The 25,879-nt window shown below is 74.6% G+C and carries 24 protein-coding genes and 1 tRNA gene; 12 read left to right on the top strand and 13 right to left on the bottom strand.

The window, feature by feature from the left end:
- Positions 1-44: 44 nt before the first annotated feature.
- From ACGF07_RS11015 to ACGF07_RS11000, 4 genes are all read right to left on the bottom strand, one after another.
- A complete protein-coding gene (locus ACGF07_RS11015; RefSeq protein ID WP_392897427.1) occupies positions 45-776 on the bottom strand; it encodes an NUDIX hydrolase in 732 nt (243 codons plus the stop codon).
- Positions 776-1,831: an endonuclease III gene (gene nth, locus ACGF07_RS11010; RefSeq protein WP_392897318.1), complete on the bottom strand. Its 1,056-nt coding sequence runs from the start codon at positions 1,829-1,831 to the stop codon at positions 776-778. The genes ACGF07_RS11015 and nth overlap by 1 nt, the downstream gene beginning before the upstream one ends.
- A 222-nt stretch (positions 1,832-2,053) precedes the next feature.
- Positions 2,054-2,554 carry a MarR family winged helix-turn-helix transcriptional regulator gene (locus ACGF07_RS11005; RefSeq protein WP_392897316.1) on the bottom strand — a complete coding sequence of 167 codons (501 nt, stop codon included), beginning with the start codon at positions 2,552-2,554 and terminating at the stop codon, positions 2,054-2,056.
- Positions 2,555-2,595: 41 nt separating this feature from the next.
- Positions 2,596-4,224, bottom strand: coding sequence for an FUSC family protein (locus ACGF07_RS11000; protein ID WP_392897315.1), 1,629 nt, complete (start codon positions 4,222-4,224; stop codon positions 2,596-2,598).
- Positions 4,225-4,344: 120 nt separating this feature from the next.
- Here ACGF07_RS11000 and ACGF07_RS10995 point away from each other — a divergent pair, with 120 nt between their 5' ends.
- Together ACGF07_RS10995 and ACGF07_RS10990 are read left to right on the top strand one after the other, a co-directional pair.
- A complete protein-coding gene (locus ACGF07_RS10995; protein WP_392897313.1) occupies positions 4,345-5,136 on the top strand; it encodes an alpha/beta fold hydrolase in 792 nt (263 codons plus the stop codon).
- Positions 5,137-5,332: 196 nt separating this feature from the next.
- Positions 5,333-5,977, top strand: coding sequence for an RraA family protein (locus ACGF07_RS10990; RefSeq protein ID WP_392897311.1), 645 nt, complete (start codon positions 5,333-5,335; stop codon positions 5,975-5,977).
- A gap of 201 nt (positions 5,978-6,178) precedes the next feature.
- Here the strand turns inward: ACGF07_RS10990 and ACGF07_RS10985 are convergent, their stop codons facing one another.
- On the bottom strand, positions 6,179-6,997 hold the full coding sequence (locus tag ACGF07_RS10985; RefSeq protein ID WP_392897309.1) for an isocitrate lyase/phosphoenolpyruvate mutase family protein: 819 nt from the start codon (positions 6,995-6,997) through the stop codon (positions 6,179-6,181).
- 112 nt (positions 6,998-7,109) lie between these two features.
- On the opposite strand from ACGF07_RS10985, the gene ACGF07_RS10980 reads away from it, so the two are divergent.
- Both ACGF07_RS10980 and ACGF07_RS10975 read left to right on the top strand, forming a co-directional pair.
- Entirely contained in the window at positions 7,110-8,147 is a 1,038-nt protein-coding gene (locus tag ACGF07_RS10980; protein ID WP_392897307.1) for a winged helix-turn-helix domain-containing protein, read from the top strand.
- Between the two features lie 272 nt (positions 8,148-8,419).
- Positions 8,420-9,094 carry a Crp/Fnr family transcriptional regulator gene (locus tag ACGF07_RS10975; protein WP_030288117.1) on the top strand — a complete coding sequence of 225 codons (675 nt, stop codon included), beginning with the start codon at positions 8,420-8,422 and terminating at the stop codon, positions 9,092-9,094.
- A 184-nt stretch (positions 9,095-9,278) separates the two neighbouring features.
- Here the strand turns inward: ACGF07_RS10975 and ACGF07_RS10970 are convergent, their stop codons facing one another.
- From ACGF07_RS10970 to ACGF07_RS10950, 5 genes are all read right to left on the bottom strand, one after another.
- Positions 9,279-10,112 (bottom strand): MBL fold metallo-hydrolase, encoded by an 834-nt coding sequence (locus ACGF07_RS10970; RefSeq protein WP_350737226.1) that lies wholly within the window; start codon positions 10,110-10,112, stop codon positions 9,279-9,281.
- Positions 10,109-10,282 carry a hypothetical protein gene (locus tag ACGF07_RS10965; protein WP_350737229.1) on the bottom strand — a complete coding sequence of 58 codons (174 nt, stop codon included), beginning with the start codon at positions 10,280-10,282 and terminating at the stop codon, positions 10,109-10,111. Before ACGF07_RS10965 ends, ACGF07_RS10970 begins: the two co-directional genes overlap by 4 nt.
- 147 nt (positions 10,283-10,429) lie before the next feature.
- Positions 10,430-11,353: an NUDIX hydrolase gene (locus ACGF07_RS10960; protein ID WP_350737232.1), complete on the bottom strand. Its 924-nt coding sequence runs from the start codon at positions 11,351-11,353 to the stop codon at positions 10,430-10,432.
- A 63-nt stretch (positions 11,354-11,416) separates the two neighbouring features.
- Positions 11,417-11,884 (bottom strand): RidA family protein, encoded by a 468-nt coding sequence (locus ACGF07_RS10955; protein ID WP_392897305.1) that lies wholly within the window; start codon positions 11,882-11,884, stop codon positions 11,417-11,419.
- A complete protein-coding gene (locus ACGF07_RS10950) occupies positions 11,881-12,039 on the bottom strand; it encodes a DUF4177 domain-containing protein (RefSeq protein WP_094743074.1) in 159 nt (52 codons plus the stop codon). Before ACGF07_RS10950 ends, ACGF07_RS10955 begins: the two co-directional genes overlap by 4 nt.
- 277 nt (positions 12,040-12,316) lie before the next feature.
- On the opposite strand from ACGF07_RS10950, the gene ACGF07_RS10945 reads away from it, so the two are divergent.
- Positions 12,317-13,387 carry an ArsA-related P-loop ATPase gene (locus ACGF07_RS10945; protein ID WP_392897303.1) on the top strand — a complete coding sequence of 357 codons (1,071 nt, stop codon included), beginning with the start codon at positions 12,317-12,319 and terminating at the stop codon, positions 13,385-13,387.
- Positions 13,388-13,431: 44 nt separating this feature from the next.
- On the top strand, positions 13,432-14,559 hold the full coding sequence (locus tag ACGF07_RS10940) for an ArsA family ATPase (protein ID WP_392897301.1): 1,128 nt from the start codon (positions 13,432-13,434) through the stop codon (positions 14,557-14,559).
- A 128-nt stretch (positions 14,560-14,687) separates the two neighbouring features.
- On the opposite strand, the gene ACGF07_RS10935 is transcribed toward ACGF07_RS10940, so the two are convergent.
- Positions 14,688-15,011, bottom strand: coding sequence for a WhiB family transcriptional regulator (locus ACGF07_RS10935; protein ID WP_030240986.1), 324 nt, complete (start codon positions 15,009-15,011; stop codon positions 14,688-14,690).
- A 423-nt stretch (positions 15,012-15,434) separates the two neighbouring features.
- On the opposite strand from ACGF07_RS10935, the gene ACGF07_RS10930 reads away from it, so the two are divergent.
- A complete protein-coding gene (locus ACGF07_RS10930) occupies positions 15,435-17,759 on the top strand; it encodes a transglycosylase domain-containing protein (protein WP_392897300.1) in 2,325 nt (774 codons plus the stop codon).
- Positions 17,760-17,937: 178 nt separating this feature from the next.
- Here the strand turns inward: ACGF07_RS10930 and ACGF07_RS10925 are convergent, their stop codons facing one another.
- Complete coding sequence (locus ACGF07_RS10925; RefSeq protein ID WP_350742462.1) at positions 17,938-18,390, bottom strand: GatB/YqeY domain-containing protein; 453 nt, start codon at positions 18,388-18,390, stop codon at positions 17,938-17,940.
- 168 nt (positions 18,391-18,558) lie between these two features.
- On the opposite strand from ACGF07_RS10925, the gene ACGF07_RS10920 reads away from it, so the two are divergent.
- The 3 genes from ACGF07_RS10920 to ACGF07_RS10910 all read left to right on the top strand — a co-directional run bounded on the left by ACGF07_RS10920 (position 18,559) and on the right by ACGF07_RS10910 (position 20,418).
- Positions 18,559-19,275, top strand: a complete 717-nt coding sequence (locus tag ACGF07_RS10920) for a CGNR zinc finger domain-containing protein (protein WP_392897298.1) — start codon at positions 18,559-18,561, stop codon at positions 19,273-19,275.
- A gap of 24 nt (positions 19,276-19,299) precedes the next feature.
- Positions 19,300-20,244 (top strand): metallophosphoesterase, encoded by a 945-nt coding sequence (locus ACGF07_RS10915; protein ID WP_392897296.1) that lies wholly within the window; start codon positions 19,300-19,302, stop codon positions 20,242-20,244.
- 100 nt (positions 20,245-20,344) lie between these two features.
- Positions 20,345-20,418, top strand: a tRNA-Pro gene (locus ACGF07_RS10910).
- A gap of 313 nt (positions 20,419-20,731) precedes the next feature.
- Here the strand turns inward: ACGF07_RS10910 and ACGF07_RS10905 are convergent.
- Positions 20,732-23,452 carry an AAA family ATPase gene (locus tag ACGF07_RS10905; protein WP_392897294.1) on the bottom strand — a complete coding sequence of 907 codons (2,721 nt, stop codon included), beginning with the start codon at positions 23,450-23,452 and terminating at the stop codon, positions 20,732-20,734.
- 158 nt (positions 23,453-23,610) lie between these two features.
- On the opposite strand from ACGF07_RS10905, the gene ACGF07_RS10900 reads away from it, so the two are divergent.
- Together ACGF07_RS10900 and ACGF07_RS10895 are read left to right on the top strand one after the other, a co-directional pair.
- Positions 23,611-23,988, top strand: a complete 378-nt coding sequence (locus tag ACGF07_RS10900) for a nuclear transport factor 2 family protein (RefSeq protein WP_392897292.1) — start codon at positions 23,611-23,613, stop codon at positions 23,986-23,988.
- Between the two features lie 232 nt (positions 23,989-24,220).
- Positions 24,221-25,813, top strand: coding sequence for an MFS transporter (locus ACGF07_RS10895; RefSeq protein ID WP_392897290.1), 1,593 nt, complete (start codon positions 24,221-24,223; stop codon positions 25,811-25,813).
- Positions 25,814-25,879: the final 66 nt, after the last annotated feature.

Genomic DNA, 25,879 nt, shown 5'->3' with positions numbered 1-25,879 from the left:
GGACACCCTCCCACGGTTGGCGGACCGACCGCGCCGACGGACCGTCACGGGGCCCCGGCGTCGCCGCCCGGCAGGGCGCGGGAGTGCTCGAGGTCGCCCTGGACCAGCGCGAGGGCGTCGTCGGAGAGGTCGACGACCCGGGACGGCTCCCACGGCAGCTCCAGGCCGCTGTGGTGCAGCACCCGGTCGATCACCCCGGCGGTGAACCCCCAGACCAGTCGCCCGGCGACGGCGAAGGCCGGCCCGACGTGCCCGGACGGGTGCCGCAGCCGGACCCGGTTCGCGGGGTCGGCGAGGTCGGCGATCGGCACCCGGAACACCGCGCCGGTCTCCGCCTGGTCCACCGGGTGCACCGGCGACTCCTCGCGCCACCAGCCGAGCACCGGGGTGACCACGAAACGGCTCACCGGGATGTACAGCCGGGGCAGCTCGGCGAAGACCTGCACCCCGGCCGGGTCCAGCCCGGTCTCCTCCCAGGCCTCGCGCAGCGCCGCCGCGATCGGGCCGGGGCCGTCCGGGTCGCCGTCCTCCGGGTCCAGCGCGCCACCGGGGAAGGACGGCTGGCCGGCGTGCGAACGCAGCGAGCGGGCCCGCTCGATCAGCAGCAGGTCGGGACCGTCCGGCCCCTCACCGAACAGCATCAGCACCGCCGCCGCCCGACCGCCGTCGGTCGGCGGGAGGAAGCGGCTCAGCTGCTCCGGCAGCACCCGCTCGGCCGCGTCCCGGACCGGCTCCAGCCACTTCGGCAGGCCGTCCCGCTCGATCGCCCCGCGGATCACGCCTCCACCGCCAGGTCCGCGACCCGGCCCTGGTGGGCGGCGGCGTCGGCCCGGGCGGCCGCCTCGCCGGGGAAGTCCGACGGCGGCTTCAGCCGCTGGCCGGGCTGGCCGCCCATCTCGTACTTGAGCAGCTTGCGCGCCTTCTCCGGATCGGTCTCGCCCTCCCCGTACGCGGGGCAGAGCGGTGCGATCGGGCAGGCTCCGCAGGCGGGCTTCTGCGAGTGGCAGATCCGCCGGCCGTGGAAGACGACCCGGTGCGAGAGCATCGTCCACTCGGACTTCGGGAAGATCTCGGCGACGGCCAGCTCGACCTTCACCGGGTCCTCCTCGGTGGTCCAGCCGAACCGCCGGGCCAGCCGCCCGAAGTGGGTGTCCACGGTGATGCCGGGCACCCCGAAGGCGTTGCCCAGGACGACGTTGGCGGTCTTGCGGCCGACGCCCGGCAGGGTCACCAGGTCGGCCAGCCGGCCCGGGACCTCACCGCCGAACTCGTCCCGCAGCGCGGCCGAGAGGCCGATCAGCGACTTCGCCTTGTTCCGGAAGAAGCCGGTCGGGCGGATGATCTCCTCCAGCTCCTCCGGGTTGGCGGCCGCCATGTCCTCGGGCGTCGGGTACCGGGCGAACAGTGCCGGGGTGGTCTGGTTCACCCGCAGGTCGGTGGTCTGCGCCGACAGCACGGTGGCCACCAGCAGCTGGAACGGGTTCTCGAAGTCCAGCTCCGGATGGGCGTACGGGTACAGCTCCGCCAGCTCGCGGTTGATCCGCCGGGCCCGCCGCACCATCGCCAGGTGCGACTCCGGCTTCCCGGGCTTCACGGCGGGCTTCGCGGTCGGTTTCGCGGGCGGCTTCACCGCCCGCTTCGCGGCGGGTTCCGCCGGGGCCTTCGCGGGCGCCTTCGCGGGCGCCTTCGCAGTCGGTTTCGTCGTCGGTTTCGCAGCCGGTGCCACGGCCGCCGTCGCGGTGCCCTGTACAGCCGCCTCCGCGGTCGGCTTCTGAGCCGCCGCCTTGGTCGCGGTCCTGGTCGCCGTCTTCCGGGCCTTGCTCTCTGCCATGCACGAAGGCTACGCCGAGCGGCGCACCGCCCGGGGCCGATCAAGCAACGGAAGCGGCCCTGCGGGGACGGCTGTTGTCCGGAAGGGCGGCCGGCCCGGGCGCACGCGGCGAATCAGGACCGGACAGCCGTCGAGGCCGAGGAGGCCGAGGAGGCCGAGGAGGCCGAGGAGGCCGAGGAGGCCGAGGAGGCTGGGGAAGCCGTCCCGAGGAGGCCGGCGCCGCTACCGCAGGGTGCGGCCGATGGTGCCCTCGAGGGTGTTGAGCAGCCCGGCCAGCGCCTCGGCGAGGCGGGTCCGCTCATCCGGGGTGAGGCCGGAGAGGAGCTCGCGGTCGTACGCGACGAGTTCCTCGATCAGGCCGTCGACCAGTTCCCGGCCGGTGTCGGTGAGCGAGAGGTGGGCGACCCGGCGGTCGCGGTCGTCGGTGCGGCGGCTGACCAGACCGCGTTCCTCCAGCAGTCGCAGCCGCTTGGTCACGGCAGCTCCCGAGGCGAAGCTCTCCCGGGCGAGCTGGGTCGGGGTCAGCTCGCGGTCGAGGCGGCGCAGGGCGCCGAGGATGTCGAACTCGGCGCGGGTGAGGCCGGCCCGGGTGAGCGGGTCGGGGGTCTGCTGGAGGAGCGCGGCGCAGCGGTTGATCCGGCCGAGGACGGCGATCGGGCCGGTGTCCAGGCCCGGGTAGGCGCGCTCCCACTGGCGCAGCACCCCTGCGACGACGTCCTCCACGTGCGCTGCTCCCGTTCCGCGACCGACCCGTTCGGTCGATCCTAGACGGCGCGCGCTCCGCCGCCCCGGTGCTCCAGGAGGGCGGTCAGCAGGTGGTGGGCGTGCCGCTCGGTGTCGGCGGCGTGCTGGTGGGGGAGGGTCGGGCGGCGCCACTCGCCGGTCGCGGTGTCGGCGGCCTCGCGCAGTTCGAGCAGGGCGGCGGCCAGTGCGGCCCGGTCGGCGGCGGTCGACCCCGTCCGGTCGGCGGCCAGTACGGCCAGCGCGGCCCGGGCGGCGCGGGTGGCGGTCTCGGCGCCGGCCACGGCCCGGGACAGCCGGGCGGCGGTCCGGCGGTTGGTGACGAGCAGGCAGGCGACCAGACCGGTGAGCGCGCCGACGCAGGTGTCCAGCCAGCGGTCGGCCACCAGCATCCGGGCGGGCTGCGGGCCGGCGAACTCGGTCATCAGCAGGGCCATCGGGGTGACGAACACCGTGGCCAGCCAATAGCTGCGGGCGATCATGGCCTCCGCGCCGAACTGGCACAGCAGTCCGAGCGCGATCAGCGCCACCGGGCCGCAGCGGGCGACCGGCACCGCGGCCGTGAAGAGCGCCAGGCCGAGGAGGTTGCCCAGGACCCGCTGCACAGCGCGCTGCCAGGAGAGCGTGCTGTTGGCCTGGAACACCGAGGCCGCGGTGACCACCGCCCAGTACGGACGGCCGACGCCGAGTGCCAGCGAGAGCCAGCCGGCGGCGGCGCAGCCGACCGCGACCCGCAGGGCGATCGGCAGCAGCGCCGAGCCGGGCCGCAGGACGGCGCGCAGCGGGAGCCGGCGGACGGGCGGGAGGGCGCGCAGGTCGGCGGCCTCCGCCTCGGTGAGTTCCGGCGACGGCACGGGGCGGCGGCCGCGCCGCAGGTCCCGGGCCCACGCGGCGTAGCGCTCGGCGGCCGCCGGATCGACGGGCGAGGCGAGGGCGGCCTCCGCATGGACGAGCAGCCGTTCCGGTTCCTCGCCGAGGGCGCGCTGCCGGGCCGGGGAGGAGAGCGCGAGACTGCGCCGGGCCGCGTCGACCGCGCCGACCAGGGCGGTACGGGCAGCGGCGTCCGGTGCGCCGGGGTCGGTGCGCAGCAGGCGGGCGGCGGCTTCCAGCGCACGGGCGGTGGCGGTGCGCTCCGGTCCGTACGGGTGCCACAGCGCGGGAGCCATGCAGACCAGCCAGGCCAGTGCGGCGCCGACTGCGGCGAGCGCCAGGTGCGGTGCGAGGTCCGCGAGCCGCTGGGGGACGAAGGCGCAGCCGGCGGTGGTGAAGGTGATGATCAGGGCGCCGGGCGGGCCGACCCGGGCGGCGTCGCAGAGCAGTTTGTGCAGGGCGGCGAGCACGGCCGCCACCGCGACGAGGACGACGGCGTCGCGGGTCAGCGCTGCGGCGGTGAGGGCGGCGCCGGCGCTGAGGACGGCACCGAGCAGCACGCCGGCCAGCGTCCGGGCCCGGGCCCGGTAGGGCAGGCCGTGCCCGAAGAGCGCGCCGAGGCCGCCGACCGAGGTGTAGAGCGCGAGGTCCAGCCGGCCGAGGGCGAGCAGGGCGAGGTTGAGGGTGCCGAGGGTGAGGACGGCGCTGAGCGCGGGCCGGTGCCAGCCGTCTCCGGGCGGACCGACCCGGAGCACCTGGCGGAGCTGGGCGGGGGAGGCCATGGAAAAAGATTAACAGGTAATTTACCCGTGAAGCATATGACTTTCCGAAACAGCGATGAGTTCTGCGGCGAACCCCGGTCTACCCCTGCGACCGACTCGGACGACCGAAGGAACACCGCCATGACCACCACCGTGATCTCCGCCGACGGCACCACCATCGCCTGCACCGTCACCGGCTCCGGCCCGGCCGTCGTCCTCGTGGACGGGGCGATCGGCCACCGCGCCTTCGACCCGGGCGTGGCGGTGTCCGAGCAGCTCTCGGCCCACCACACCGTGTGGGCCTACGACCGGCGCGGCCGCGGCGGCAGCGGGGACACGGCGCCCTTCGCGGTGGAGCGCGAGATCGAGGACCTGGCCGCCGTGATCGCGGCGGCCGGCGGCGCGGCCCGGGTGTTCGGCATCTCCTCGGGCGCCGCACTGGCCCTGCGGGCCGCCGCCGCGGGCGTCGGCATCAGCCGACTCGCCGTCTACGAGCCGCCGTTCAGCACGGAGGAGACGCAGAGCGAGCGCTTCGTCGGGTACGTCACCGAGTTGGAGGCGGCACTCGCCGAGGGACGGCGCGGGGACGCCGTCGCGGCCTTCATGACCTTCGTCGGGATGCCCGGCGAGATGGTGGAGGGGATGCGCTCGGCCCCGGTGTGGCCGGTGTTCGAGGCGGTCGCGCCGACCCTGGCGTACGACGCGGCAGCGCTCGGCGCGCGCACGGGGGCGACCGTCCCGGTCGACCTCCTGGCCACGATCACCGTGCCGACCCTGGTCCTGGACGGCGGCGCCAGCCCGGAGCTGCTGCGGGCTCCCGCCCGAGCGGTGGCGGCGGCCGTGCCGGGCGCCGAGTACCGGACGCTGGCCGACCAGACCCATGAGGTGGCGACCGAGGTGCTGGTGCCGGAGCTGCTGAAGTTCTACGCCTGAGGCGCGGAGAGGCCGGGTGGCGGGAGGCCCGGGAACGGGCAGCGGGCGGCGGGCGGCGGGCAGCGGGCGGCGGGCAGCGGGCGGCGGGCGGCCCGGGAACGGCACCGGCCGGAGCCGGTGAACCCGCGCTACCCGCCCCGCCCTAGTCTTCCCGTCATCCGATCATCTTCGACGACCGAGGGAGCAACCAGCCGCCATGGCCGAGGACTTCACGACGGAACAGGACGTCACGGACTTCCGGGACATCCCCACCACCACGCTGGCCGACGTCCTGGGCCGTGCCCGGGTGATGGACATCGGCCTGCGCCCGCTGTGGGCGGGCATGCCCCGGGTGGCCGGACCGGCCTTCACGGTGCAGTGCCCGCCCGGCGACAACCTGATGCTGCACGCGGCGATCTACCGGGCCGAGCCCGGCTCGGTGATCGTCGTCGAGTCCGGTGACCTCGACTACGCGCTGGCCGGCGGCAACGTCTGTGCCGTGGCGCAGCGCCGGGGCGTCGCCGCGTTCGTGGCCGACGGCCTGATCCGCGACCTCGGCGAGGTGCGGGAGCTCGGCTTCCCGGTCTTCGCCCGGGGCGTCATCCCGATCCCCGGCTCGAAGGAGCAGCTGGGCACCCACGGTGCCCCGGTGCGCTGCGGCGGAGTGCTGGTGGCCCCCGGCGACATCGTGGTGGCCGACGAGGAGGGGGTCGTGGCGGTGCCAGCCGCCGACCGGGCGAAGGTCCTGGCGGCAGCCCGGGCGAAGCTGGCCAAGGAGGCCGCCGAGACCCTGGACGACTGGGAGGCCGCCCACCGCGCCAGGATCGAGCGCGGCCTCGCCGAGCTGGGCTTCACCGGCTGACACCGACCCCGGCGCCGGCGGTCGCGGCCCGGCCGGCCGGCCGGCCGAGGTCCGCCCTTCCCGAGGGCCCGGCAGTCCCGGCGGCGGGGGCGGCAGGACAGCGGCCCGGCAGCCCGGCGGCGCGGGCGGCAGGACAGCGGCCCGGCAGCCCGGCGGCGCGGGCGGCAGGACAGCGGCCCGGCAGCCCGGTAGGACGCCCGGTCAGTACAGCCCGTTCAGGTCCCCGAAACCGAGCGCCCCGTCGAGCTCCGTCAGCGTCCCGGCGTCGAGCAGCTCGGCAGCGGCACGGCGGGCCGCCGTGTAGGCGAGCTGGGCGAGGCCCGTACCGACGCTGATCCGCCGTACCCCCGTGGCGGCGAACTCAGCGACGGTCGGCCCGCCCGCGACGGCCATCACGTTCACCGGCAGCGGGGTCCGCTTGCACAGCTCGGCGAGGTCGTCGAGGTTCAGGAGGCCGGGGACGAACAGGCCGTCCGCGCCCGCCTCGGCGTAGGCCGCGGCCCGGACCAGCACGTCGTCCAGGCCGCCCAGTCCGAACAGGAACACGTCGGTACGGGCGTTGACCAGCAGCTCGGGCAGGCCGGCGTCGGCCGCGGCGGCGCGGGCCGCGCGCAGCCGCTCGGCCTGCTCGGCCACCGTGAACAGCGGACCGCCGACGGCCGTCGAGTCCTCCAGGTTGACCCCGGCTGCGCCCGCACCCACCAGCGCGGTCACGGTGGCGGCCACATCGGAGGGCAGCGGCCCGTACCCGCCCTCGGCGTCGATGGTGACCGGCAGGTCCACCGCCGCGACGACCCGCCGGGCCGCCTCGACCGCCGTCGCCCGGTCCATCCGCTGGCCGTCACCCATGCCCAGCGACCAGGAGGCACCGCCGCTGGTGGTGGCGATCGCCTGCGCGCCGGCCGAGGCGATCACCGCGGCGCTGCCGGCGTCCCATGCGTTGGGCAGGACGAGCACGCCCTCCTCGACGAGCCCGCGCAGTCGCAGCGCCCGCTCGCGGGCCGGGGTGGTGGTGGACATGAGGTGTCACCGGCTTTCGTACGGATCAGTGGGGACCCAGGCATCGTGCGCCCACCACCGGAAGGGCCACCAGTGTTTAAGCTGGGGCCGAATCTTCCGAAGGGGGCCGCGCATGCGGACGGAACTCCACTTCTCCGCCCAGGACTTGGCGCTGACCCGGTTCGCCGTCAGCCCGATGCAGGAGGTGGTGACCAGTCTGCGCGCGCTCGCCCACTCACCCGCCCCCGCGCTGCACCGCCGCTGGGCCGGGCAGGTGCGCGAGCGGCTGGCCGCCTCCGGACCGGACTGGGCGCGCCTGGCCGCGATGGTCCCGCCCGACGGCCACCTGCCGGACTTCCTCAACCCGACGCCGGCCGGCTTCTCCCCGACGCTCGCCGAGGAACTCGCCGCGATCGCCGCGACCGGCGCCGGGCAGGTCCGGGCCGACCTCGACATCGTGGCCGCCGAGGCGGGCGGCCGGCTGCCGGCCTCCCTGGAACCGCTCTACCGGGATCCGGCGGCCCGGCTGCCCGGGCTGGCCGCCGAGATCGCGGCGTACTGGGAGCTGGCGCTCGCCCCGTACTGGGCGCGGATCCGCGCGCTGCTGGCCGCGGACGTCTTCCACCGCTCCCGGCAGGCAGCCGAGCACGGCACCGCCCGGATGCTGGACGAGCTGCACGAGACGGTCCGCTGGGACGGCACCGCGCTGCAGCTGGCGCGCCGGCACTGCGCCGTCACCCGGCTGAACGCCGGAGCCGGGCTGCTGCTCCTGCCCTCCGCCTTCGCCTGGCCCCGGGTGCTCACCCGGGTGCTGCCGCCGGACCCGCCGCAGCTGATGTACCCGGCGCGCGGGGCGGCCACCCTGTGGGAGGAACGCCCCGGCACCTCGGCGCGCACCGACGCACTGGCCGCCGTGCTCGGCCGCTCCCGGGCCCGGCTGCTGGCCGAGCTGGACTCCCCCGCCTCGACCACCGAGCTGGCCCGCCGCACCGGGCTGTCCGCGGCGGCCGTCTCCCAGCACCTCACCGCCCTGCGCACGGCGGGCCTGACCAGCGCCCACCGGGCCGGGCACACCGTCCTCTCCGCCCGGACGGCGGTGGGCGACTCGCTGTTCGACCCGGACGGCCGGGCGTTCGACACCCCGGCGCCCGCCGGGCGGCCGGCCCGCTGATCCTCCGGTGCGCCCCTTGATCCGCCGCTACGCCCGCTGATCCGCCGGTATACCCGCTGATCCCTGGTGTGCCGGCTGATCCGCCGCTACGCCCGTCGAACGCCGCTCCGCCCGATGATCCGCCGGTACGAATGGCCGCGCACGGCGCACCCTGATACACCCCCTCCTCATATGATCGGAGCGACATGCGCCATGCTTGGTGATGCAGAACACTGAACGGAACTTGCGCCCGACGGCGGCCCACCGCCGGACGGCCGAGAAGGAGGAAGCACGTGGACGACGTTCTGCGGCGCGCCGCACTCTTCGCGGCACTCGACGACGAACAGGCCGGCGAGCTGCGCGCTTCCATGACCGAGGTCACCCTCGCCCGTGGTGAGTCGCTGTTCCACGAGGGCGACCCGGGCGACCGGCTGTACGTCGTCGCGGAGGGCAAGGTCAAGCTGCACCGTGCCTCGCCGGACGGCCGCGAGAACATGCTGGCCGTGCTCGGCCCGAGCGAGATGATCGGCGAGCTGTCGCTGTTCGACCCGGGCCCGCGCACCGCCACCGCCAGCGCGCTGACCGAGGTCAAGTTGCTGGGCCTCGGCCACGGCGACCTCCAGCCGTGGCTGCACGCCCGCCCGGAGGTCTCCATCGCGCTGCTGCGGGCCATCGCCCGCCGACTGCGCCGGACCAACGACGTGATGTCCGACCTGGTCTTCTCCGACGTGCCCGGCCGCGTCGCCAAGGCCCTGCTGGACCTCTCCCGCCGTTTCGGCGTGCAGTCCGAGGAGGGCATCCACGTCGCCCACGACCTCACCCAGGAGGAGCTGGCCCAGCTGGTCGGCGCCTCCCGCGAGACGGTCAACAAGGCGCTCGCCGACTTCGCCGGCCGCGGCTGGCTGAAGCTGGAGGCGCGCGCGGTGGTCCTGCTCGACGTCGAGCGGCTGTCGCGCCGCTCGCGCTGACGCCCTCCGAGCACCGCGAAGGCCCGTCCGGTCGGTCCGGACGGGCCTTCGCGTCGTTCCGGCGCGGGCGGCCTCCGCGCCCCGCTGCGGCCCGGATCGGGCCCCGCCCGGGCGCGCCGGACGCCTCGGACGACCCGGGCGCCCCGGACGACCGGGAACGGCCAGGACCGGGAACCGCGGCGGATCAGTCCTGGCCCGGGATGAGCCCGTGCTCCTCCAGGTACTCCAGCTGGGCCCGCACCGAGAGCTCGGCGGCCGGCCAGAGTGCCCGGTCCACGTCGGCGTAGACCCGGGCGACCACGTCGGCGGCCGTCCGGCAGCCCGCCTCCACCGCGGTCTCCACCTGGGCGAGCCGGGTGGCCCGGTGGGCCAGGTAGTAGTCGACGGCACCGAGCGCGTCCGCGAGCACCGGCCCGTGGCCGGGCAGCACGGTCCGTACGCCGTGGTGGGAGGCCATCGTGTGCAGGCGGCGCAGCGAGTCCAGGTAGTCGCCGAGCCGGCCGTCGGGGTGGGCGACCATGGTGGTGCCGCGGCCGAGCACGGTGTCGCCGGTGAGGATCGCACCGTCGTCCGGCAGGTGGAAGGTCAACGAGTCCGAGGTGTGGCCGGGGGTGGCAACCACCCGGAGGTCGAGGCCCCCGACGTCCAGGCGCTGACCGCCGACCAGGCCCTCGGAGCCGAGCCGGTGCGCCGGGTCCAGGGCCCGCACCTCGGTGCCGGTCAGCTCGGCGAAGCGGACGGCGCCCTCGGCGTGGTCGGCGTGGCCGTGGGTGAGCAGGGTGAGCGCGATCCGCTTGCCCCGCTCCTCGGCGAGCTCGACCACCCGGCGCAGGTGGGCCTCGTGCAGCGGACCGGGGTCGATCACCACCGCGAGGTCCGAGCCGGGCTCGGAGAGCAGCCAGGTGTTGGTGCCGTCCAGCGTCATCGGCGACGGGTTCGGCGCCAGCACGCACAGCGCCCGAGGAGTGGCCTCGCCGCCGATCGCGGCGGCGGGGTCACCCGGCAGGAGTCCGCTCACCGGCCGCGCTCGCCGTCGCGGTGCAGGGCCCGCAGCGGCAGGGCCCGGACGAGGGCGCGCTGGGCGACCTCGACGAACGGGACCTGGCTGTCGCAGCCCACGGAGCGGGGGATCAGTCGGCGGCCGGGCAGCTCGGGGGCCGTCCGGCGAGCCACGTCGTTGTGGTCCATCGGGTGTCGGTCCTTTCTCGTCGGCATCTCTCGTGCGGTCGCTCGTACGGTCGCTCGTGCGGTCGCTCGTGCGGTCGGAAGTCCTTGGGGGCTCCGAGGTTCCGGGGGGCAGGGGGTTCCGGGGAGGTCCACGGGACTCCGGGAGCCTCAGGAGGCTCCGGCGTTCCGGGGTCCGGAGTCCCCGGCGGTCGAGTGCGGACCGACCGGAGGTTCCACGGGGAACTCCCCGTCGATGGTCAGCTCGTCATACCCAGGCCAGCGGACCGTCATCCGGTCGCCCCGGACCTCGGCCCGGCCCAGCACCGGTTCCAGCACCCGGTCGGCGGCCGCGGCCAGCGCCTCCGCGGCGGTCCGCACCGGCGACAGTTCGCGCAGCACCGTCACGGTGGGCGGCAGCATCCCGAAGCGGCCCTCCTGGTACCCCAGGACCGCCTCGGTCGGCGTCAGCCAGGCGACCCGGTCGGCCTCGCCGACCTCCAGGGCCGCGAGCTGGCCGGCCGGCAGGGCGGCGACGAAGAACCAGGTGTCGTACCGCCGCTCCTCGAACTCCGGAGTGATCCAGCGCGCCCAGCCGCCCAGCAGGTCACTGCGCAGCAGCAGGCCGTGGTCGCGGAGGAACTCGGCGAAGGACAGCTCGTGCGCCTCCAGCGCGGCCCGCTCGGCGGACCAGTCGCGCGGCGCGGCGACGCTGTCGGCGTCCGGGCCGGCCAGCAGCACGCCGGCCTCCTCGAAGGTCTCGCGCACCGCCGCGCAGACCACCGCCCGCGCCGTCCGGACGTCGACCCCGAGCCGGTGCGCCCACTCCTCGGGCGTCGGGCCCGCCCAGCCCGTCTCGACCTCGGCGTCGCGCGGGTCCACCCCACCGCCCGGGTAGGCGTACATCCCGGCCGCGAAGGCCATCGAGGTGCGCCGGCGCAGCAGGTAGGCCTCCGGCCCGGCGGCGGAGTCGCGCAGCAGCACGACGGTCGCGGCGAGCCTGGGCACCGGCGGGGTCAGCGCGCCGGAGTCGACCGCCCGGATCCGGGCAGGCCAGCCGGGCGGCATCGGCAGCGTCGTCGCTCGATGGTCCATGCCCGGATGCTAAGCGCACGGGGGCGGGGTTGGACAGGGCCGACCCCGCCTCCGCGATCACACTCAGCCGGTCTTGACGCGCACCTGGAGCTCGACCTCGACCGGGGCGTCCAGCGGCAGCACCGCGACGCCGACCGCGCTGCGGGCGTGCACGCCGGCGTCGCCCAGCACCTTGCCCAGCAGCTCGCTGGCGCCGTTGACCACACCGGGCTGGCCGGTGAAGTCGGCGGCGGAGGCGACGAAGCCGACGACCTTCACGACCCGCTCGATCCGGTCCAGGTCGCCGATCACCGACTTGACGGCGGCCAGCGCGTTCAGCACGCAGATCTGCGCGAGCTCCTTGGCCTCCTCCGGGGACACCTCGGCGCCGACCTTGCCGGTGCTCACCAGCTTGCCGTCGACGACCGGCAGCTGGCCGGAGGTGAACACGAACTCGCCCGACTGCACGGCCGGCACGTAGGCGGCGACCGGGGCGGCCACCGGCGGCAGGGTCAGGCCCAGCTCCGCGAGCTTCGACTCGACGGTGTTCACGCGTTCTTCTCCCGCTTGAAGTAGGCCACCAGCTGCTCCGGGTTGGGGCCGGGCACGACCTGGACGAGCTCCCAGCCGTCCTCGCCGAAGTTGTCCAGGATCTGCTTGGTGGCGTGCACGAGCAGGGGCGCCGTCATGTATTCCCACTTGGTCATGGCCAGACTCTAGACGAGCCGTCCCGGCGACCGCCGCCGCCCGGCGACCGGCGTGTGAGGTGGGGCACAAAGGGGGCATGATTCGGTCCCGGCACCCCTGGTGCTCCGGGCATCGGGCGCGCTCCCTGGTTACCCTCGCGAGAGGGCACCCTCGTGAGGGGCACCCCGTCAGCGGGCACCCCCGTGAGGGGCACCCCCGTCGGTGGGGGCACCCTCGTCACAGGGGCATCCTCCGCGGAGGGGACGCCCGCAGGACGGAAACGGACGGAGACGGAGCGTGGCACGCACCCCCGGCCAGGCGGCCCGGCGCGACCCCGACTGGGAGGGTGTCCGGCTGCACGTGGTCAGCGGAAAGGGCGGCACCGGGAAGACCACCCTGGCCGCCGCGCTGGCGCTTGCGCTGGCCGCCGACGGCGGACGGGTGCTGCTGATCGAGGTCGAGGGGCGGCAGGGCATCGCCGAGCTGTTCGGCATCGCCGCCCTGCCGTACGAGGAGCGCCGGATCGCCTCCGTCGCCCGCCCCCAGCTCGGGCTGCCCGGGGAGGGCACGCCCGGCGAGGTCTTCGCGCTGGCCATCGACACCGAGCAGGCGCTGCTCGAGTACCTGGAGATGTTCTACAAGCTCGGCCGGGCCGGCAAGGCGCTGCAGAAGGTCGGCTTCGTCGATTTCGCCACCACCATCGCCCCCGGCGTCCGGGACGTGCTGCTCACCGGCAAGGCCTGCGAGGCGACCCGCCGCAAGGGCCCGGACGGCCGGCGCCGGTACGACGCGGTGGTCATGGACGCCCCGCCGACCGGGCGGATCACCCGGTTCCTGAACGTCAACTCCGAGGTCGCCGGGCTGGCCCGGATCGGCCCGATACACACCCAGGCGCAGGCCGTGATGCGGGTGCTGAAGTCACCGGAGACCGCCGTGCACCTGGTCACCCTGCTGGAGGAGATGCCGGTGCAGGAGACGGTCGACGGCATCGGGGAGCTGCGGGAGGCGAAGCTCCCGGTGGGCGGCGTGATGGTCAACATGGTCCGGCCGCCGGTGCTGGACGCGGCGGCGGTGACGGCGGTCGACGGCGACCACCGCGAGGACGTCGCGGCGGCCCTCGGCGAGGCCGGGCTGGGCGGCCGCTCGCGCAGGGCGGAGGCGGTCCGGGCGGCGGTGGACCCGCTGCTCGACCCGTTGCTGGAACAGGCCCGCGAGCACGCCGAGCGGGTCGAGCTGGAGCGGGAGCAGCGCGCCGACCTGCAGCAGCTGCGGCTCCCGACGTACGAACTCCCGCTGCTCGGCGAGGGCGTGGACCTCAGCGGGCTGTACCGGCTGGCGGGCGAACTGAAGCGGCAGGGGGCGGCGTGACGAACTCATCGGACGGCGTGCGCGGTACCGGAAGGCGGCTCGGAATGGACGAGCTGATCGACGACCCCGAGACCAGGATCATCGTCTGCTGCGGCTCCGGCGGCGTCGGCAAGACCACCACCGCGGCGGCGATCGGCCTGCGAGCCGCCGAGCGGGGCCGCAAGGTCGTGGTGCTGACCATCGACCCGGCCCGGCGGCTGGCCCAGTCGATGGGCCTGACCGAACTCGACAACACCCCCCGGGTGGTCAAGGGCGTCACCGGCGACGGGGAGCTCCAGGCCATGATGCTCGACATGAAGCGGACCTTCGACGAGGTCGTGCTGGCCCACGCCGAACCCGAGCGGGCCCGGGCGATCATGGAGAACCCGTTCTACCAGTCCCTGTCGGCCGGCTTCGCGGGCACCCAGGAGTACATGGCGATGGAGAAGCTCGGCCAGCTGCGCTCGGCCGAGGAGTGGGACCTGATCGTCGTGGACACCCCGCCGTCCCGCTCGGCGCTGGACTTCCTGGACGCCCCCAACCGGCTCGGGTCCTTCCTGGACGGCCGGGTGATCCGCATCCTGACCGCGCCGGCCAAGGTCGGCGGACGCAGCGCGATGAAGTTCCTCAACGCCGGGATGGGCCTGCTCACCGGCACCCTGGGGAGGATCTTCGGCGCCCAGCTGCTCACCGACGTGCAGACCTTCGTCACCGCGATGGACTCGATGTTCGGCGGCTTCCGCGAGCGCGCGGACCGCACCTACCAGCTGCTCAAGGCCCCCGGCACCGCGTTCCTGGTGGTGGCCGCGCCGGAGCGGGACGCGCTGCGCGAGGCCGCGTACTTCGTGGACCGGCTCGCCGCGGACCGGATGCCGCTGGCCGGCCTGGTGCTCAACCGGGTGCACGGCACGGGCGCGCCGCAGCTCAGCGCGGAGCGGGCGCTGGCGGCCGCCGAGGCCCTGGAGGAGAACGGCTCGGAGCACTCGTCGCCCGAGGCGGAGCTGCTCGCGGCCGGGCTGCTGCGGCTGCACGCCGAGCGGATGCAGATCATGGGGCGGGAGCGCCGCACCCGCGACCGCTTCGTGTCGGTGTACCCGGACGTCCCGATCGTCGAGGTCCCGGCGCTGCCGGGCGACGTGCACGACCTGGACGGGCTGCGCGCCATCGGAGACCGGCTGAGCGGCGCGGCGTAGGCACCGCGGTCCGGGCGCGGCCGGTCCGGGCGCAGCCGGTTCGGGCTCGGGCTCAGGTCAAGGCGCGGGCTCCGGGCGAGCTCAGGCTCGGCCGGTTCGGCGGGGGCTCCCCGACGGGGGCTCCCCCGTCAGCCGGCCTGGGCGTAGTCCGTCAGTATCACGCCGGTCGCGAGGGACTCCTCGTACTCGGTGCGGGCCGTCTCCAGCAGCCGCCGCCACGAGATGACCGTCGGGCGCCGGCGCAGCAGGGCCCGCCGCTCGCGCTCCGTCATCCCGCCCCACACACCGAACTCCACCCGGTTGTCCAGGGCGTCCGCGAGGCACTCCGTACGGACGGGGCAGCCGCTGCACACCGCCTTCGCGCGGTTCTGTGCCGCCCCCTGGACGAACAGTTCGTCCGGATCACTCGTGCGGCAGGCGGCCTGCGCACTCCAGTCGTCAACCCAGCCCATGCCGGCGCCGTCCTCTCCCGTAATCGAGGCTCCCCCACGGCGGCAACGGCATATTCACCGTTGCCAGTTGAGGACGTTACGGAAGAACGACAGCGCGCAACAGCCCCTTCGGGCTCAATCTCGAATGACCCGATCGGACTATGGGTATCGGCCATCTCACTCGTTGGAGTGATCGCAGGTCGCAAGCCTTGCCACGTTCGACGCACCCACTCTCGCCACAGGTGTCATCACGGAGCGCTACCGTCCACCCGGGCACAGCACACCTCAGCCGCCTCAAAACCCGGGCGTAGCGGGCAATTCGGGCAACTCTCCGCACTCACAAGAGTGAACGATGTTGACGCACCGAAGCTGTCGCAAGCTTGTGACAAGCCTAGGCGAACACCTGCCCCTATGTGCGGGAATCGGGGACGTAGGGTTCTCCTCATGGCACCGAAGCGCCCACAGGCATCCCAGCCCCCAGGCAACGCCGGAGCTCCGCGCCGCAGGAGCAGCGGATCACCGTTCGACCACGTCGGCAACGGCGTGAAGTTCCTGGGCGTCAGCGTGCTCTCCGGAGTCCTGCTGGCAGGCCTCGCCCTGCCCGCCGTCGGCGCCATCGGGCTGACCGCCAAGGACACGGCGGAGAGCTTCGACAACATCCCCGACGACTTCAAGACCCCGCCGCTCACCCAGGCCACCCAGATCTTCGACGCCAAGGGCGGCCTGATCGCCAAGGTCTACGAGCGCGACCGCACCGTCCTGAACGCCGACCAGATGTCGCCGTACATGCGGCAGGCGCAGGTCGACATCGAGGACGCCCGCTTCTACGAGCACGGCGCCGTCGACCTCAAGGGCGTGCTGCGGGCGCTCAGCAAGAACGCGGAGAGCGGCACCGCCTCCCAGGGCGCCTCCACGCTCACCCAGCAGTACGTGAAGAACGTCAACGTGGAGAAGGCCGGCGACGACCAGGCGGCCGTCCTGGAGGCCCAGCGCAAGACCCTGGGCCGCAAGATCCAGGAGCTGAAGGTCGCGATCAAGCTGGAGGAGGACCTGACCAAGGATCAGATCCTCACCAACTACCTCAACATCACCTTCTACGGCCACCAGGCCTACGGGGTCGAGGCCGCGTCCCAGCGCTACTTCAGCAAGAGCAACAAGGACCTCACCATCGCGGAGGCCGCCACCCTCGCCGGGATAGTGCAGAACCCGTCGTCCTACGACCCGGTGCGCTACCCCGACAACACGGTCAAGCGCCGCAACGTCGTGATCGACAAGATGCTGGAGAACAAGCACATCACCGCCGACCAGGCGAAGGAGGCGAAGGCCGCCCCGCTGGGCCTGAAGTACAAGGACCCGCAGAACGGCTGCATCACCGCCCAGGCCGGCATGGGCTTCTTCTGCGACTACGTGCGCCACGTGGTCAAGCAGGACCCGGCCTTCGGCAAGTCCGCCGAGGAGCGCAAGAAGCTCTGGGACACCGGCGGCCTGAACATCTACACCACGCTGGACCCGGACAAGCAGGCCGCCGCCCAGAACGCCGTCACCAAGAACGTCAACGTGACGGACCAGGTGTCGGCCGCGGCGACCATGATGGAGCCCGGCACCGGCAAGATCCTCGCGATGGCCCAGACCCGCCCGTACGGCCTGGACCCGAACAAGAACCAGACCGTCGTCAACCTGAACGTCGACGCCTCGATGGGCGGCGGCAACGGCTTCCAGACCGGTTCGACCTTCAAGCCGATCCTCGCCGCGGCGGCGCTGGAGGCGGGCATGTCGAACACCCAGTCGTTCCCGTCCCAGAACAAGATCGAGTACCCCCAGATGTCCACCTGCTCGGGCACCTGGAAGAACACCGACAAGCCCAAGGCCACGGTGAAGAACGAGCAGGACAGCGAGGTCGGGCCGTACGAGCTCAAGGAGGCCATGGCCCGCTCCGTCAACACCTACTTCGTGCAGATGGAGCAGCAGGTCGGCCTCTGCGCGATGAAGCAGATGGCGAACAAGCTGGGCATCACCCAGTCCGCCAGGGGCGACGCGTTCCAGGAGGTGCCCTCGATGGTGCTCGGCACCATGGAGCTCTCCCCCCTGACCATGGCGAACGTCTACGCGACCTTCGCCGCCCGCGGCAAGTACTGCACCCCGATCGCGATCAACAAGATCACCACGGTGGACGGCAAGGACATCAAGGTCCCGCAGTCCCAGTGCAGCCAGGCCTTCTCCGAGCAGACCGCGGACTCGCTCAACACCGTCCTGCTCAACGTGACCGAGAAGGGCACCGCGGCCGCGCTCGGCCTGGACGACGGCCGCAAGATCGCGGGCAAGACCGGCACCACCGACGAGAAGAAGGCCGCCTGGTTCGACGGCTACACCCCGTCGCTGGCCACCGCGGTCTGGCTCGGCGGCCCGGCCGGCGGCGTCAAGATGAAGAACATCAACATCGGCGGCAAGCACTTCGACGACGTGTTCGGCGCCACCGGCCCCGGCCCGATCTGGCAGATGGCGATGAACCAGGCGCTCAAGGGCACCCCGCTGGAGCCGATCCAGACCACCAACATCCCGGACCCGCAGCCGGCCACGCCCCCGGCGAACACCGCCCCGCCGGCCGACCCGAACACCCAGCAGCAGCAGCCGCAGCCGCCGGCCGGGAACCCGCCGCCCCCGCCCAACGGCAACCCCGGTGGGGTGATAGGGGGAGGGTTCACCCTCCCGCCCGGCTTCATCGGCGGCGGCAACGGGAACGGCGGCAAGCACGGCGGCGGCAACGGCTGACGGGCCGTCCGCGGTGCGGCGCGGGTGACCGCGCGCCGCCGCACCAGGGCAGCACGACAGCACGGCACCGCGACAGGACGACACCGCGGCAGCACGGCAGGACAGCAGGACGGCGAAGGGGCGCCCCCGGTGATTCCGGGGGCGCCCCTTCGCCGTCGTGGTGCGGCGCGGTGCCGGCTCAGGCCAGGGCGGCCTTCACGGCGGCAGCCACCCGGCCGCCCTCGGCCAGGCCCTCCACCTTCGGCTTGACCAGCTTCATCACGGCGCCCATCGCCTGCGGGCCGCTCGCCCCGCTCTCGGCCACCGCCGCGGCCACGATCGAGGCCAGCTCCTCGTCGGAGAGCTGCTTGGGCAGGTACCCGGCCAGCACCTCGCCCTCGGCGCGCTCGCGCTCGGCCTGGTCGGGCCGGTCCCCCTTGTCGAAGGCCTCGGCCGCCTCGCGGCGCTTCTTGGCCTCGCGGGTGATCACCTTCAGCACCTCGGCGTCGGACAGCTCGCGCTTCTCCTTGCCCGCCACCTCCTCGGCGGTGACGGCGGCCAGCGTGAGCCGGATGGTGGACGAGCGCAGCTCGTCCCGGTCCTTGATGGCAGCCGTGAGGTCCTCCTGCAGCTGCTCCTTGAGCGTGGTCATGGGCACGAGTCTCCCACCTGCGGAGTACGGTCGCTTGCCATTAACCGGGCAGGGCGCCGACCCGGCGCCGGCCCGGTGCGGGGCGGCCGGGCGGCTTACCGCTGGTCGACCGGTCGGCCGGCTGCCCGCCCGCTCTCGCAACGCTCCGTAACTCCTTATCCTGGTTACATGACCGATGGAGAGCGCGAGGCGGCGACCGGCCTGGTCCTCACGACCCCCGGCGGCGTCAGCTTCCACTTCGACCCGGGCGCCCTCTGCCTCGAACTGCTCACCACCGGCGGCCCCGGTCCCTACGCCCGGTACGAGGTGCTGCACCAGCCGTCCGACCTCGCCGACTGGCTCGCCCGGTCCCGGCTGCGGCTGCCCGCCGACGCCGTACGGATCTCCGCCGACCACCTCACCGCCGCCCGCACCCTGCGCGACGCCCTCTGGCGCCTCGCCGCCGCCCGCGCCCACGGCACGGCCGGCCCCGCCGACGACCACGCCGTCCTCAACCGGTCCGCCGCCCACCCGCCGCTCGTCCCCCAGATCGCCCCCGACGGCACCCCGGCCGCCCCGCTGCCCGCCGACGGGGCGCAACTGGTCTCCACCCTCGCCCGGGACGCGATCGCCCTGCTCACCGGCCCGCACGCCGACCGGATCCGCGAGTGCGGGGCCCCCGACTGCCAACTGCTGTTCGTCGACACCTCGCGGCCCGGGCGGCGGCGCTGGTGCTCGATGGAACGCTGCGGCAACCGCCACAAGGTCCGGGCCCTGCGCGCCCGGCGGGACGCCGCGGAACCGGCACCGGGGGCGGCACCGTCCCCTGATCCGTCCCCCCGACCGTCCGCCCGTCCGGCCCCGGCGCCCGTATCCGTACCGGGCCACCGGACGTTCACCAGCTGATCCACCGTCTGAGAGCATGGGCTGATGCGACCGCTGTACTCCGTTCCCCTCGGCGTTGCCGCCGCCGGCGCCGCCTGCCTCGCCTACTCCGTCGGGTACGAGGTGCGCGCCTTCCGCCTCCGCCGGATCGAGGTCCCCGTCCTCCCGCACGGCGCCAAGCCCGTCCGGGTCCTGCAAGTGTCCGACATCCACATGGTGAGCGGGCAGGGCAAGAAGCAGCGCTGGCTGAAGAGCCTGGCCGGTCTGCGCCCCGACCTGGTGGTCAACACCGGGGACAACCTCTCCGACCCCCTCGGCGTCCCCGCCACCCTCGACGCGCTCGGGCCGCTCATGGAGTTCCCCGGCGTCTACGTCTTCGGGTCCAACGACTACTACGGCCCGGCCCGCAAGAACCCGGCCCGTTACCTCCAGGCCATGCGCACCGGCGCCCACGGCATGAACAACCCCGACGGCACCGCCCGCCGCGGCATCACCGGCGCCGTCCACAACCCGTGGGAGAAGCTCCGCGACGGCTTCGACGCGGCCGGCTGGCTCGACCTCACCAACACCCGCGGCCGCCTCACCGTCGCCGGCCTCGACCTGGAATTCACCGGCCTCGACGACCCGCACATCCGCCGCGACCGCTACTCCGAGGTCGCCGGCGGCCCCTCCCCCGACGCCGACCTCTCGCTCGCCGTCGTCCACGCCCCCTACCTGCGCGTCCTCGACGCCTTCACCGCCGACCGCTACCCGCTGATCCTGGCCGGCCACACCCACGGCGGCCAGCTCTGCATCCCCTTCTACGGCGCCCTGGTCACCAACTGCGACCTCGACACCCGCCGGGTCAAGGGACTCTCCACCCACCAGGCCGGCGGCCACCGCTCCTACCTCCACGTCTCGGCCGGCTGCGGCACCAACCGCTACACCCCCGTCCGCTTCGCCTGCCCCCCCGAGGCCACCCTCCTCACCCTCACCCCGGTCCCCCGCTGACCAGCACCGGACGCCCGCACGAAACCGGATTTCGTGTCTCGGCGAGCGTCCGGTAGAGTTCTACTCGTTGCGACGGAGACGGAGCGACAAACCGCAAGACCGGGGTGTGGCGCAGCTTGGTAGCGCGCTTCGTTCGGGACGAAGAGGCCGTGGGTTCAAATCCCGCCACCCCGACCCAGTGCAGAGGGCCTATCGGAGAGATCCGGTAGGCCCTCTGGCGTTGGTGCGCGACTCGCGGAGTGACTGGGCCTCAGGTCCGGTGGGGACAGGGCGTCCATGACCGTCGCGCCGGTCCGCTGATCCCCTGTGCGAAAAAACGCCTCTGGCCAGCGACGATAAGGACTGTCGAGGTCCTGGTTACCGCGCCGTCCGGAGGCGCTCTTCAGGTGGGCAAGCGCATTTGGTTTCCGCCGCCGGACCCAGTCCCGAGGGCCCATCGGAGAGATCCGATGGGCCCTCGGGCGTGTGGTGCGCGGTTCGCGGCGGGTCAGAGGACGGTGGTGAGGTCGGTTCGGGAGGTGATGCCGAGCTTGGGGTAGGCCTTGTAGAGGTGGTGGGCGACGGTGCGGGGACTGAGGAAGAGTTGGGCCGCGATGTCGCGGTTGGTGAGGCCCTGGGCGGCCAGGCGGGCGATCTGGAGTTCCTGAGGGGTCAGCGGGGTGAGGGGGGCCGACGGGCCGGCGGGGGTGTCGGGGGCGGGGGTGCCGGTGGCGGAGAGTTCGGTGCGGGCGCGGGTGGCCCAGGGGTGGGCGGCGAGGCGGTCGAAGGTCTCCAGGGCGAAGTGAAGGTGGGGGCGGGCGTCGCTGCGACGGCGGTTCCGGCGGAGCCATTCGCCGTAGAGGAGGGCGGTGCGGGCGTGTTCGAAGGGCCGGTGGGCGGTGGCGTGGAGGTCGAGCGCGGCGCGGTAGGCGGGCTCGGCGAGTTCGTCGGGGCCGAGAAGGGCCTGGCAGCGCAGGCGTAGGGCTTCGGCCCAGGGGCGGTCGGCGGCGGCGGTCCAGCGGGCGAAGCGTTCGTAGGGTTCGGCGGCGCGGTCCGGGGTGCCGAGGCGGACGGCGGCCTCGACCAGGTCGGGGACGGCCCGGGTCGCGCCGACGTGGTGCCGGTGCGGGCCGGTGGTGAGGAGCTGGAGGCGGTCCGCGGCGCCGCCGGCGCGGCCCTGGCCGAGGTCGAGCAGGGCGAGTGCCCACACGGCCCAGGGGTGGCCGGCGGCGGGGGCGGCGGTCTGCGGGCCGGTGGTGGCCAGCGCGGTGGCGGCCAGTTCGGCGCAGTGGTCGCCGCGGCCGTCCAGGGCGGCCAGCAGGGCGAGCAGCGCGCTGAGTTGGCTGACCCACTGGTGCTGGCCGGTGTCCCGGGCGAGGGCGAGGGCCTCGGTGGCGGTGACTTCGGCGTCGGCGTGGCGGCCGTGGAACAGCTCGGCCTCGGCGAGGAAGAACTGCAGGGTGGGCATCACCCCGACGGTGCCCTTGGCGCGGGCCTCGGCGACCAGTTCACCGCCGAGTTCGACGGTCTCGTCGTCGCGGCCGAGGATGAGGGTGGCGCCGCAGAGCTGGACGAGGTCGACGGGGGTCTCGGCGCCGGCCCGGCGGGCGGCCTCGGCCGTCTCCCGGACGGGCGGCGGCGCCGCGGCGGACCTGCCGAGGGCCGGGAGGACGGCGGCGGGCAGGTGGCGGGCGAGCGGCGCCAGCGGGTCGTCGTCGGCCAGCGGGAGGGCGGCGAGCCGGTCGAGCACGGCGACCACCGCCTCCTCGCCCGCGTACCAGGCGGCGTGGAAGGCCTGGAACAGCATCCGGGCCGCGTGCGGGCGCTCGATGCCGGTGCCGGCGGCGTCGAGCAGCAGCCGGTACGCCGTCGGGTACGAGCCGCGCCAGAAGTGCGCGGTCGCCCGGACCTGGTCCAGCAGCGCGTGCGCGAGCGCACTGTCGGTGCGGCCCCCGGCCTCGTCCGCGAGCGCTTCGGCCCGCGCCAAGTCGCCTTCCTCGGTGGCGGCTTCGGCCGCGAGGACGAGCCGGCGGGTGGCGCCGTCGCGGTCGGGGGTGAGCCGCGCGGCACGCTCGTACGCGGCCGCGCCGCCCTGGCCGCCGCGGCGCTCGGCGCGGACGGCGGTGCGCTCCAGCGCGTCGGCGAGGGCGGCGTCGGGGGCGGTGGCGGCCAGGGCGAGGTGCCAGGTGCGGCGGTCGCCCTCGGGGAGCACCTCGGCGATGGTGCGGTGGACGGTCAGCCGCTGGTGGTGCGGGGCGCGCTGCAGGATCGCGGAGCGCAGCAGCGGGTGCCGGAAGGCGATCCGGCGGTCGGCGGTGACCGTCACCAGGCCCGACTGTTCCGCCGGGGTGAGGTGTTCGGCGCCGACGCCGAGCGCGGCCGCGGCGGGCAGCACGACGTCCAGTTCGCCGCTCTCCTCGGCGGCGGCGACCAGCAGCAGCGTCTGGGTGGCCGACGGCAGGCCGGTGACCTGGCCGTGGAAGGCGATCAGCAGCCGGCTGGTCAGCGGCAGGCCGCCCGCGGCGTCCGTCTGCGGCCCGGCGGGGACCGGGAGTTCGGTGAGGGCGAGCGGGTTGCCGGCGGCCTCGGCGAGCAGCCGGTCGCGGGCGGCGGCGGGCAGGTCAGGGCCGGCCCGGTCGGCCAGCAGCCGGGTGGCGTCGGCCTCGGCGAGGGCGGTGACCGGCAGTTCGGGGAGTCCGAGTCGCCGCTCCGCCGAGGTGCCGCCCTCGGTGCGGGCGGCGAGCAGCAGGGCGACCCCCTCGGCCTGGAGCCGGCGGGCGGCCAGCAGCAGGGCGTCCAGGGAGGCGCGGTCCAGCCACTGCACGTCGTCGACCACGCACAACAGCGGCCGATCGGACGCCAGTTCGGCGAGCAGCCCGAGGGTGGCGAGACCGACCAGCAACCGGTCCGCGGTGGCGGTCGAGGCGTCGCCGAGCCCGAACGCCGCTTCCAGGGCCCGCCGTTGCGGCCCCGGCAGGGCGTCCAGCCGGTCCAGGCCGGGGGCGAGCAGCATGCTCAGCCCGGCGAAGGGCAGTTCGGCCTCGTACTCGACGCCCGCCGCGCGGATCACCCGGAACCGGGCCCCGGCCCGCGCCACCGCGTCGTCCAGCAGCGCGGTCTTGCCGATCCCCGCCTCGCCGCGCAGCAGCAGCACCCCGCTGCGCCCGTCCCCCGCCGCCGCCAACAGTCCGTCCACGGCGGCCTGTTCGTGTTCCCTCCCGTACAGCATGCCCCCGACCCTACCCAGCCGCCCCGCCGCGCCCGCGGGCGGAAGGTACGTAGGGCCATGCCTATACGTGACCGATTCGGTCGCCGAGCCCCGTCCATACGGTGGTTGAGCAGCGGGAACGACCCGCCCGACCACCCACCGGAACACGGGAGACAACCATGACCGAGATCACCGTCGCCGCCCTCCAGCAGCTCGCCGAGCGCTACCTCGCGGTGTGGAACGAGACCGACCTGGCGGCCCGCCGCAAGCTGATCGACGAGGTGTGGGCCGAGGACGGCCACTACACCGACCCGCTGGCCGCCGTGGTCGGCCGGGACGCGATCGACGCCCTGATCGGTGCCGCCCAGGCCCAGTTCCCGGGGCTGGAGTTCACCCTCGGCCCGGTGGACGCGCACCACGACATCGCCCGGTTCACCTGGAACCTCGGGCCGGCCGGCGCCGAGCCGGTGGTCATCGGCTTCGACGTGCTCGCGGCCACCCCGGACGGCCGGATCGGCGCCGTGTACGGCTTCCTGGACCGCGTCCCGGGCGCCTGAGCCGCGTCCCCGGGCAACTGCGGGGCGTCGCCGGGGCACCGGACGGCGTCCCGGCGACGGCGGCCCTCGCCCCCCGGCGTCCCGCCCCGACGCCCCGCACCGCCTCGCCCCGCACCGACGCTCCGCACCGCCCCGCACCGCCTCGCCCCGGCACCGCTTCCCTGCGTCAGCCCCCACGGCGAACCCCAGCGCCCCGACGCCCGAGCCCCGAACCCTTCGAGGAGAGCCCGAGATGAGCACCTCCGTGGACGCCCGACGGTCCGCCCCACCCACGTCGACCACGTCGGCCACGTCGGCCGCAACAGCCGCGACGGCAGCAACCGCCCCCAGGGGCCTGCTGCCGGTCATCCTGACGGCCACCTTCATGACCGCCCTGGACGTCTTCGTCGTCAACGTCGCCGTCCCCTCCCTGCAAGCCGATCTGGGGGCCGGCCCCGCGGCCGTCCAGTGGGTGATGGCCGGGTTCAGCCTGGCCCTGGCGGCCGGGCTGGTCACCGCCGGCCGGCTCGGCGACCGCTACGGCCGCCGCCGGGTGTTCGCGCTCGGCCTGGCCCTGTTCACCCTCGCCTCCGCCGCCTGCGGCCTCGCCCCCACCGCCGGGGCCCTGGTGGGTTCCCGGGTCGCCCAGGGGTTGGCGGCGGCGCTGATGGGTCCCCAGGTGCTGGCGATCCTGCGGACGGCGTTCAGCGGTGCGGCGCAGGCGCGGGCCTTCGCCCGGTACGGGCTGACCATGGGCGTCGGCGCGGTGTTCGGTCAGCTGATCGGCGGGCTGCTGATCCGCGCGGACCTGCTCGGCCTCGGCTGGCGCAGCTGCTTCCTGATCAACCTGCCGATCGGCCTGGTGGCGCTCGCCCTGGTCCGCCGTTGCCTGCCGGAGTCGCGCGCTCCGCAGCGGCCGGGGCTGGATCCGGTCGGCGTACTGCTGGTCACCCTCGGGCTGACGGCCCTGGTGCTGCCGCTGATCCAGGGGCCCGGGCTCGACTGGCCGCTGTGGACCGGGCTCTGCCTCACCGCCTCGCTGGTGCTGCTCGCCGCCTTCGCCGTCCACCAGCACCGCACCACGGGCACCGCCGTCCGAGCCGCCGCCGCCCCGCGCACGACCGCCACGAGCGCGCCCACCGCCCCCGGCACCGGAGCCGCCTCCGCCCTCGGCACCGGAACCGCCTCCGCCCCCGGCACCGGAACCGCCCCCGCCCCCGCCCCCGCCGCCCCGCTGGTCGACACCCGGTTGTTCCGCAGCCGCGCCTTCAGCGCGGGCCTGCTCGCCCAACTCGCCTTCTGGCTCGGCCAGGCCTCCTTCTTCCTGGTGCTCGCCCTGCACCTCCAGCTCGGCCGCGGCCTGGACGCGTTGGGCGCCGGACTGGTGTTCACCGCCATCGGCCTCGGCTACCTGATCACCTCCAACACCACCCACCGGGTCACCGCCCGCCTCGGCGAGCCGCGCACGATCACCGTCGGCGGCCTGCTGATGGCCGCCGGGCTGGGCCTGCTCGCCCTCACCGCCTACGGCGCGGCGGACGGCAGCGTCTGGTGGCTGGCGCCCGGGCTGTTCGTCGACGGTCTCGGGATGGGCCTGGTGATCGCCCCGGTCACCACCGTCGCCCTGGCGGCCGTCGAACCGGGGCTGGCCGGTTCGGCGGCCGGTGTGGTGTCCACCGTGCAGCAGGTCGGCGGCGCCGTCGGGGTCGCGCTGATCGGCCTGGTCTACTACGGCGCGGGCGACGCGACGGCCGCCTTCGGCCGCAGCGTGACGGCGCTCGCGGTGCTGGAGCTGGTGCTCGTGGGCCTGGTCCGGCTGCTGCCGCGGACGACCCGGCGTCCGTGAACCTTCAGGCGGCGGGGCCCGGCGACACGGGGCGCCGGGCCCCGCTGCACCCGGGACGAGGCCGGC

Origin of the sequence: Kitasatospora sp. NPDC048194, assembly GCF_043202455.1 — a bacterium.
Lineage (GTDB): Bacteria > Actinomycetota > Actinomycetes > Streptomycetales > Streptomycetaceae > Kitasatospora.
The sequence above is the reverse complement of the archived record's forward strand: the minus strand, read 5'-3'. Positions and strand labels throughout refer to the sequence as shown.

Excerpts from the sequence above, each read along its gene's own strand:
- nth (WP_392897318.1), bottom strand. The coding sequence starts at position 1,831 with ATGGCAGAGAGCAAGGCCCGGAAGACGGCGACCAGGACCGCGACCAAG.
- ACGF07_RS11000 (WP_392897315.1), bottom strand. The coding sequence starts at position 4,224 with ATGGCCTCCCCCGCCCAGCTCCGCCAGGTGCTCCGGGTCGGTCCGCCC.
- ACGF07_RS10995 (WP_392897313.1), top strand. The coding sequence starts at position 4,345 with ATGACCACCACCGTGATCTCCGCCGACGGCACCACCATCGCCTGCACC.
- ACGF07_RS10990 (WP_392897311.1), top strand. The coding sequence starts at position 5,333 with ATGGCCGAGGACTTCACGACGGAACAGGACGTCACGGACTTCCGGGAC.
- ACGF07_RS10985 (WP_392897309.1), bottom strand. The coding sequence starts at position 6,997 with ATGTCCACCACCACCCCGGCCCGCGAGCGGGCGCTGCGACTGCGCGGG.
- ACGF07_RS10980 (WP_392897307.1), top strand. The coding sequence starts at position 7,110 with ATGCGGACGGAACTCCACTTCTCCGCCCAGGACTTGGCGCTGACCCGG.
- ACGF07_RS10965 (WP_350737229.1), bottom strand. The coding sequence starts at position 10,282 with ATGGACCACAACGACGTGGCTCGCCGGACGGCCCCCGAGCTGCCCGGC.
- ACGF07_RS10960 (WP_350737232.1), bottom strand. The coding sequence starts at position 11,353 with ATGGACCATCGAGCGACGACGCTGCCGATGCCGCCCGGCTGGCCTGCC.
- ACGF07_RS10950 (WP_094743074.1), bottom strand. The coding sequence starts at position 12,039 with ATGACCAAGTGGGAATACATGACGGCGCCCCTGCTCGTGCACGCCACC.
- ACGF07_RS10940 (WP_392897301.1), top strand. The coding sequence starts at position 13,432 with ATGGACGAGCTGATCGACGACCCCGAGACCAGGATCATCGTCTGCTGC.
- ACGF07_RS10935 (WP_030240986.1), bottom strand. The coding sequence starts at position 15,011 with ATGGGCTGGGTTGACGACTGGAGTGCGCAGGCCGCCTGCCGCACGAGT.
- ACGF07_RS10930 (WP_392897300.1), top strand. The coding sequence starts at position 15,435 with ATGGCACCGAAGCGCCCACAGGCATCCCAGCCCCCAGGCAACGCCGGA.
- ACGF07_RS10925 (WP_350742462.1), bottom strand. The coding sequence starts at position 18,390 with ATGACCACGCTCAAGGAGCAGCTGCAGGAGGACCTCACGGCTGCCATC.
- ACGF07_RS10920 (WP_392897298.1), top strand. The coding sequence starts at position 18,559 with ATGACCGATGGAGAGCGCGAGGCGGCGACCGGCCTGGTCCTCACGACC.
- ACGF07_RS10915 (WP_392897296.1), top strand. The coding sequence starts at position 19,300 with ATGCGACCGCTGTACTCCGTTCCCCTCGGCGTTGCCGCCGCCGGCGCC.
- ACGF07_RS10905 (WP_392897294.1), bottom strand. The coding sequence starts at position 23,452 with ATGCTGTACGGGAGGGAACACGAACAGGCCGCCGTGGACGGACTGTTG.
- ACGF07_RS10900 (WP_392897292.1), top strand. The coding sequence starts at position 23,611 with ATGACCGAGATCACCGTCGCCGCCCTCCAGCAGCTCGCCGAGCGCTAC.
- ACGF07_RS10895 (WP_392897290.1), top strand. The coding sequence starts at position 24,221 with ATGAGCACCTCCGTGGACGCCCGACGGTCCGCCCCACCCACGTCGACC.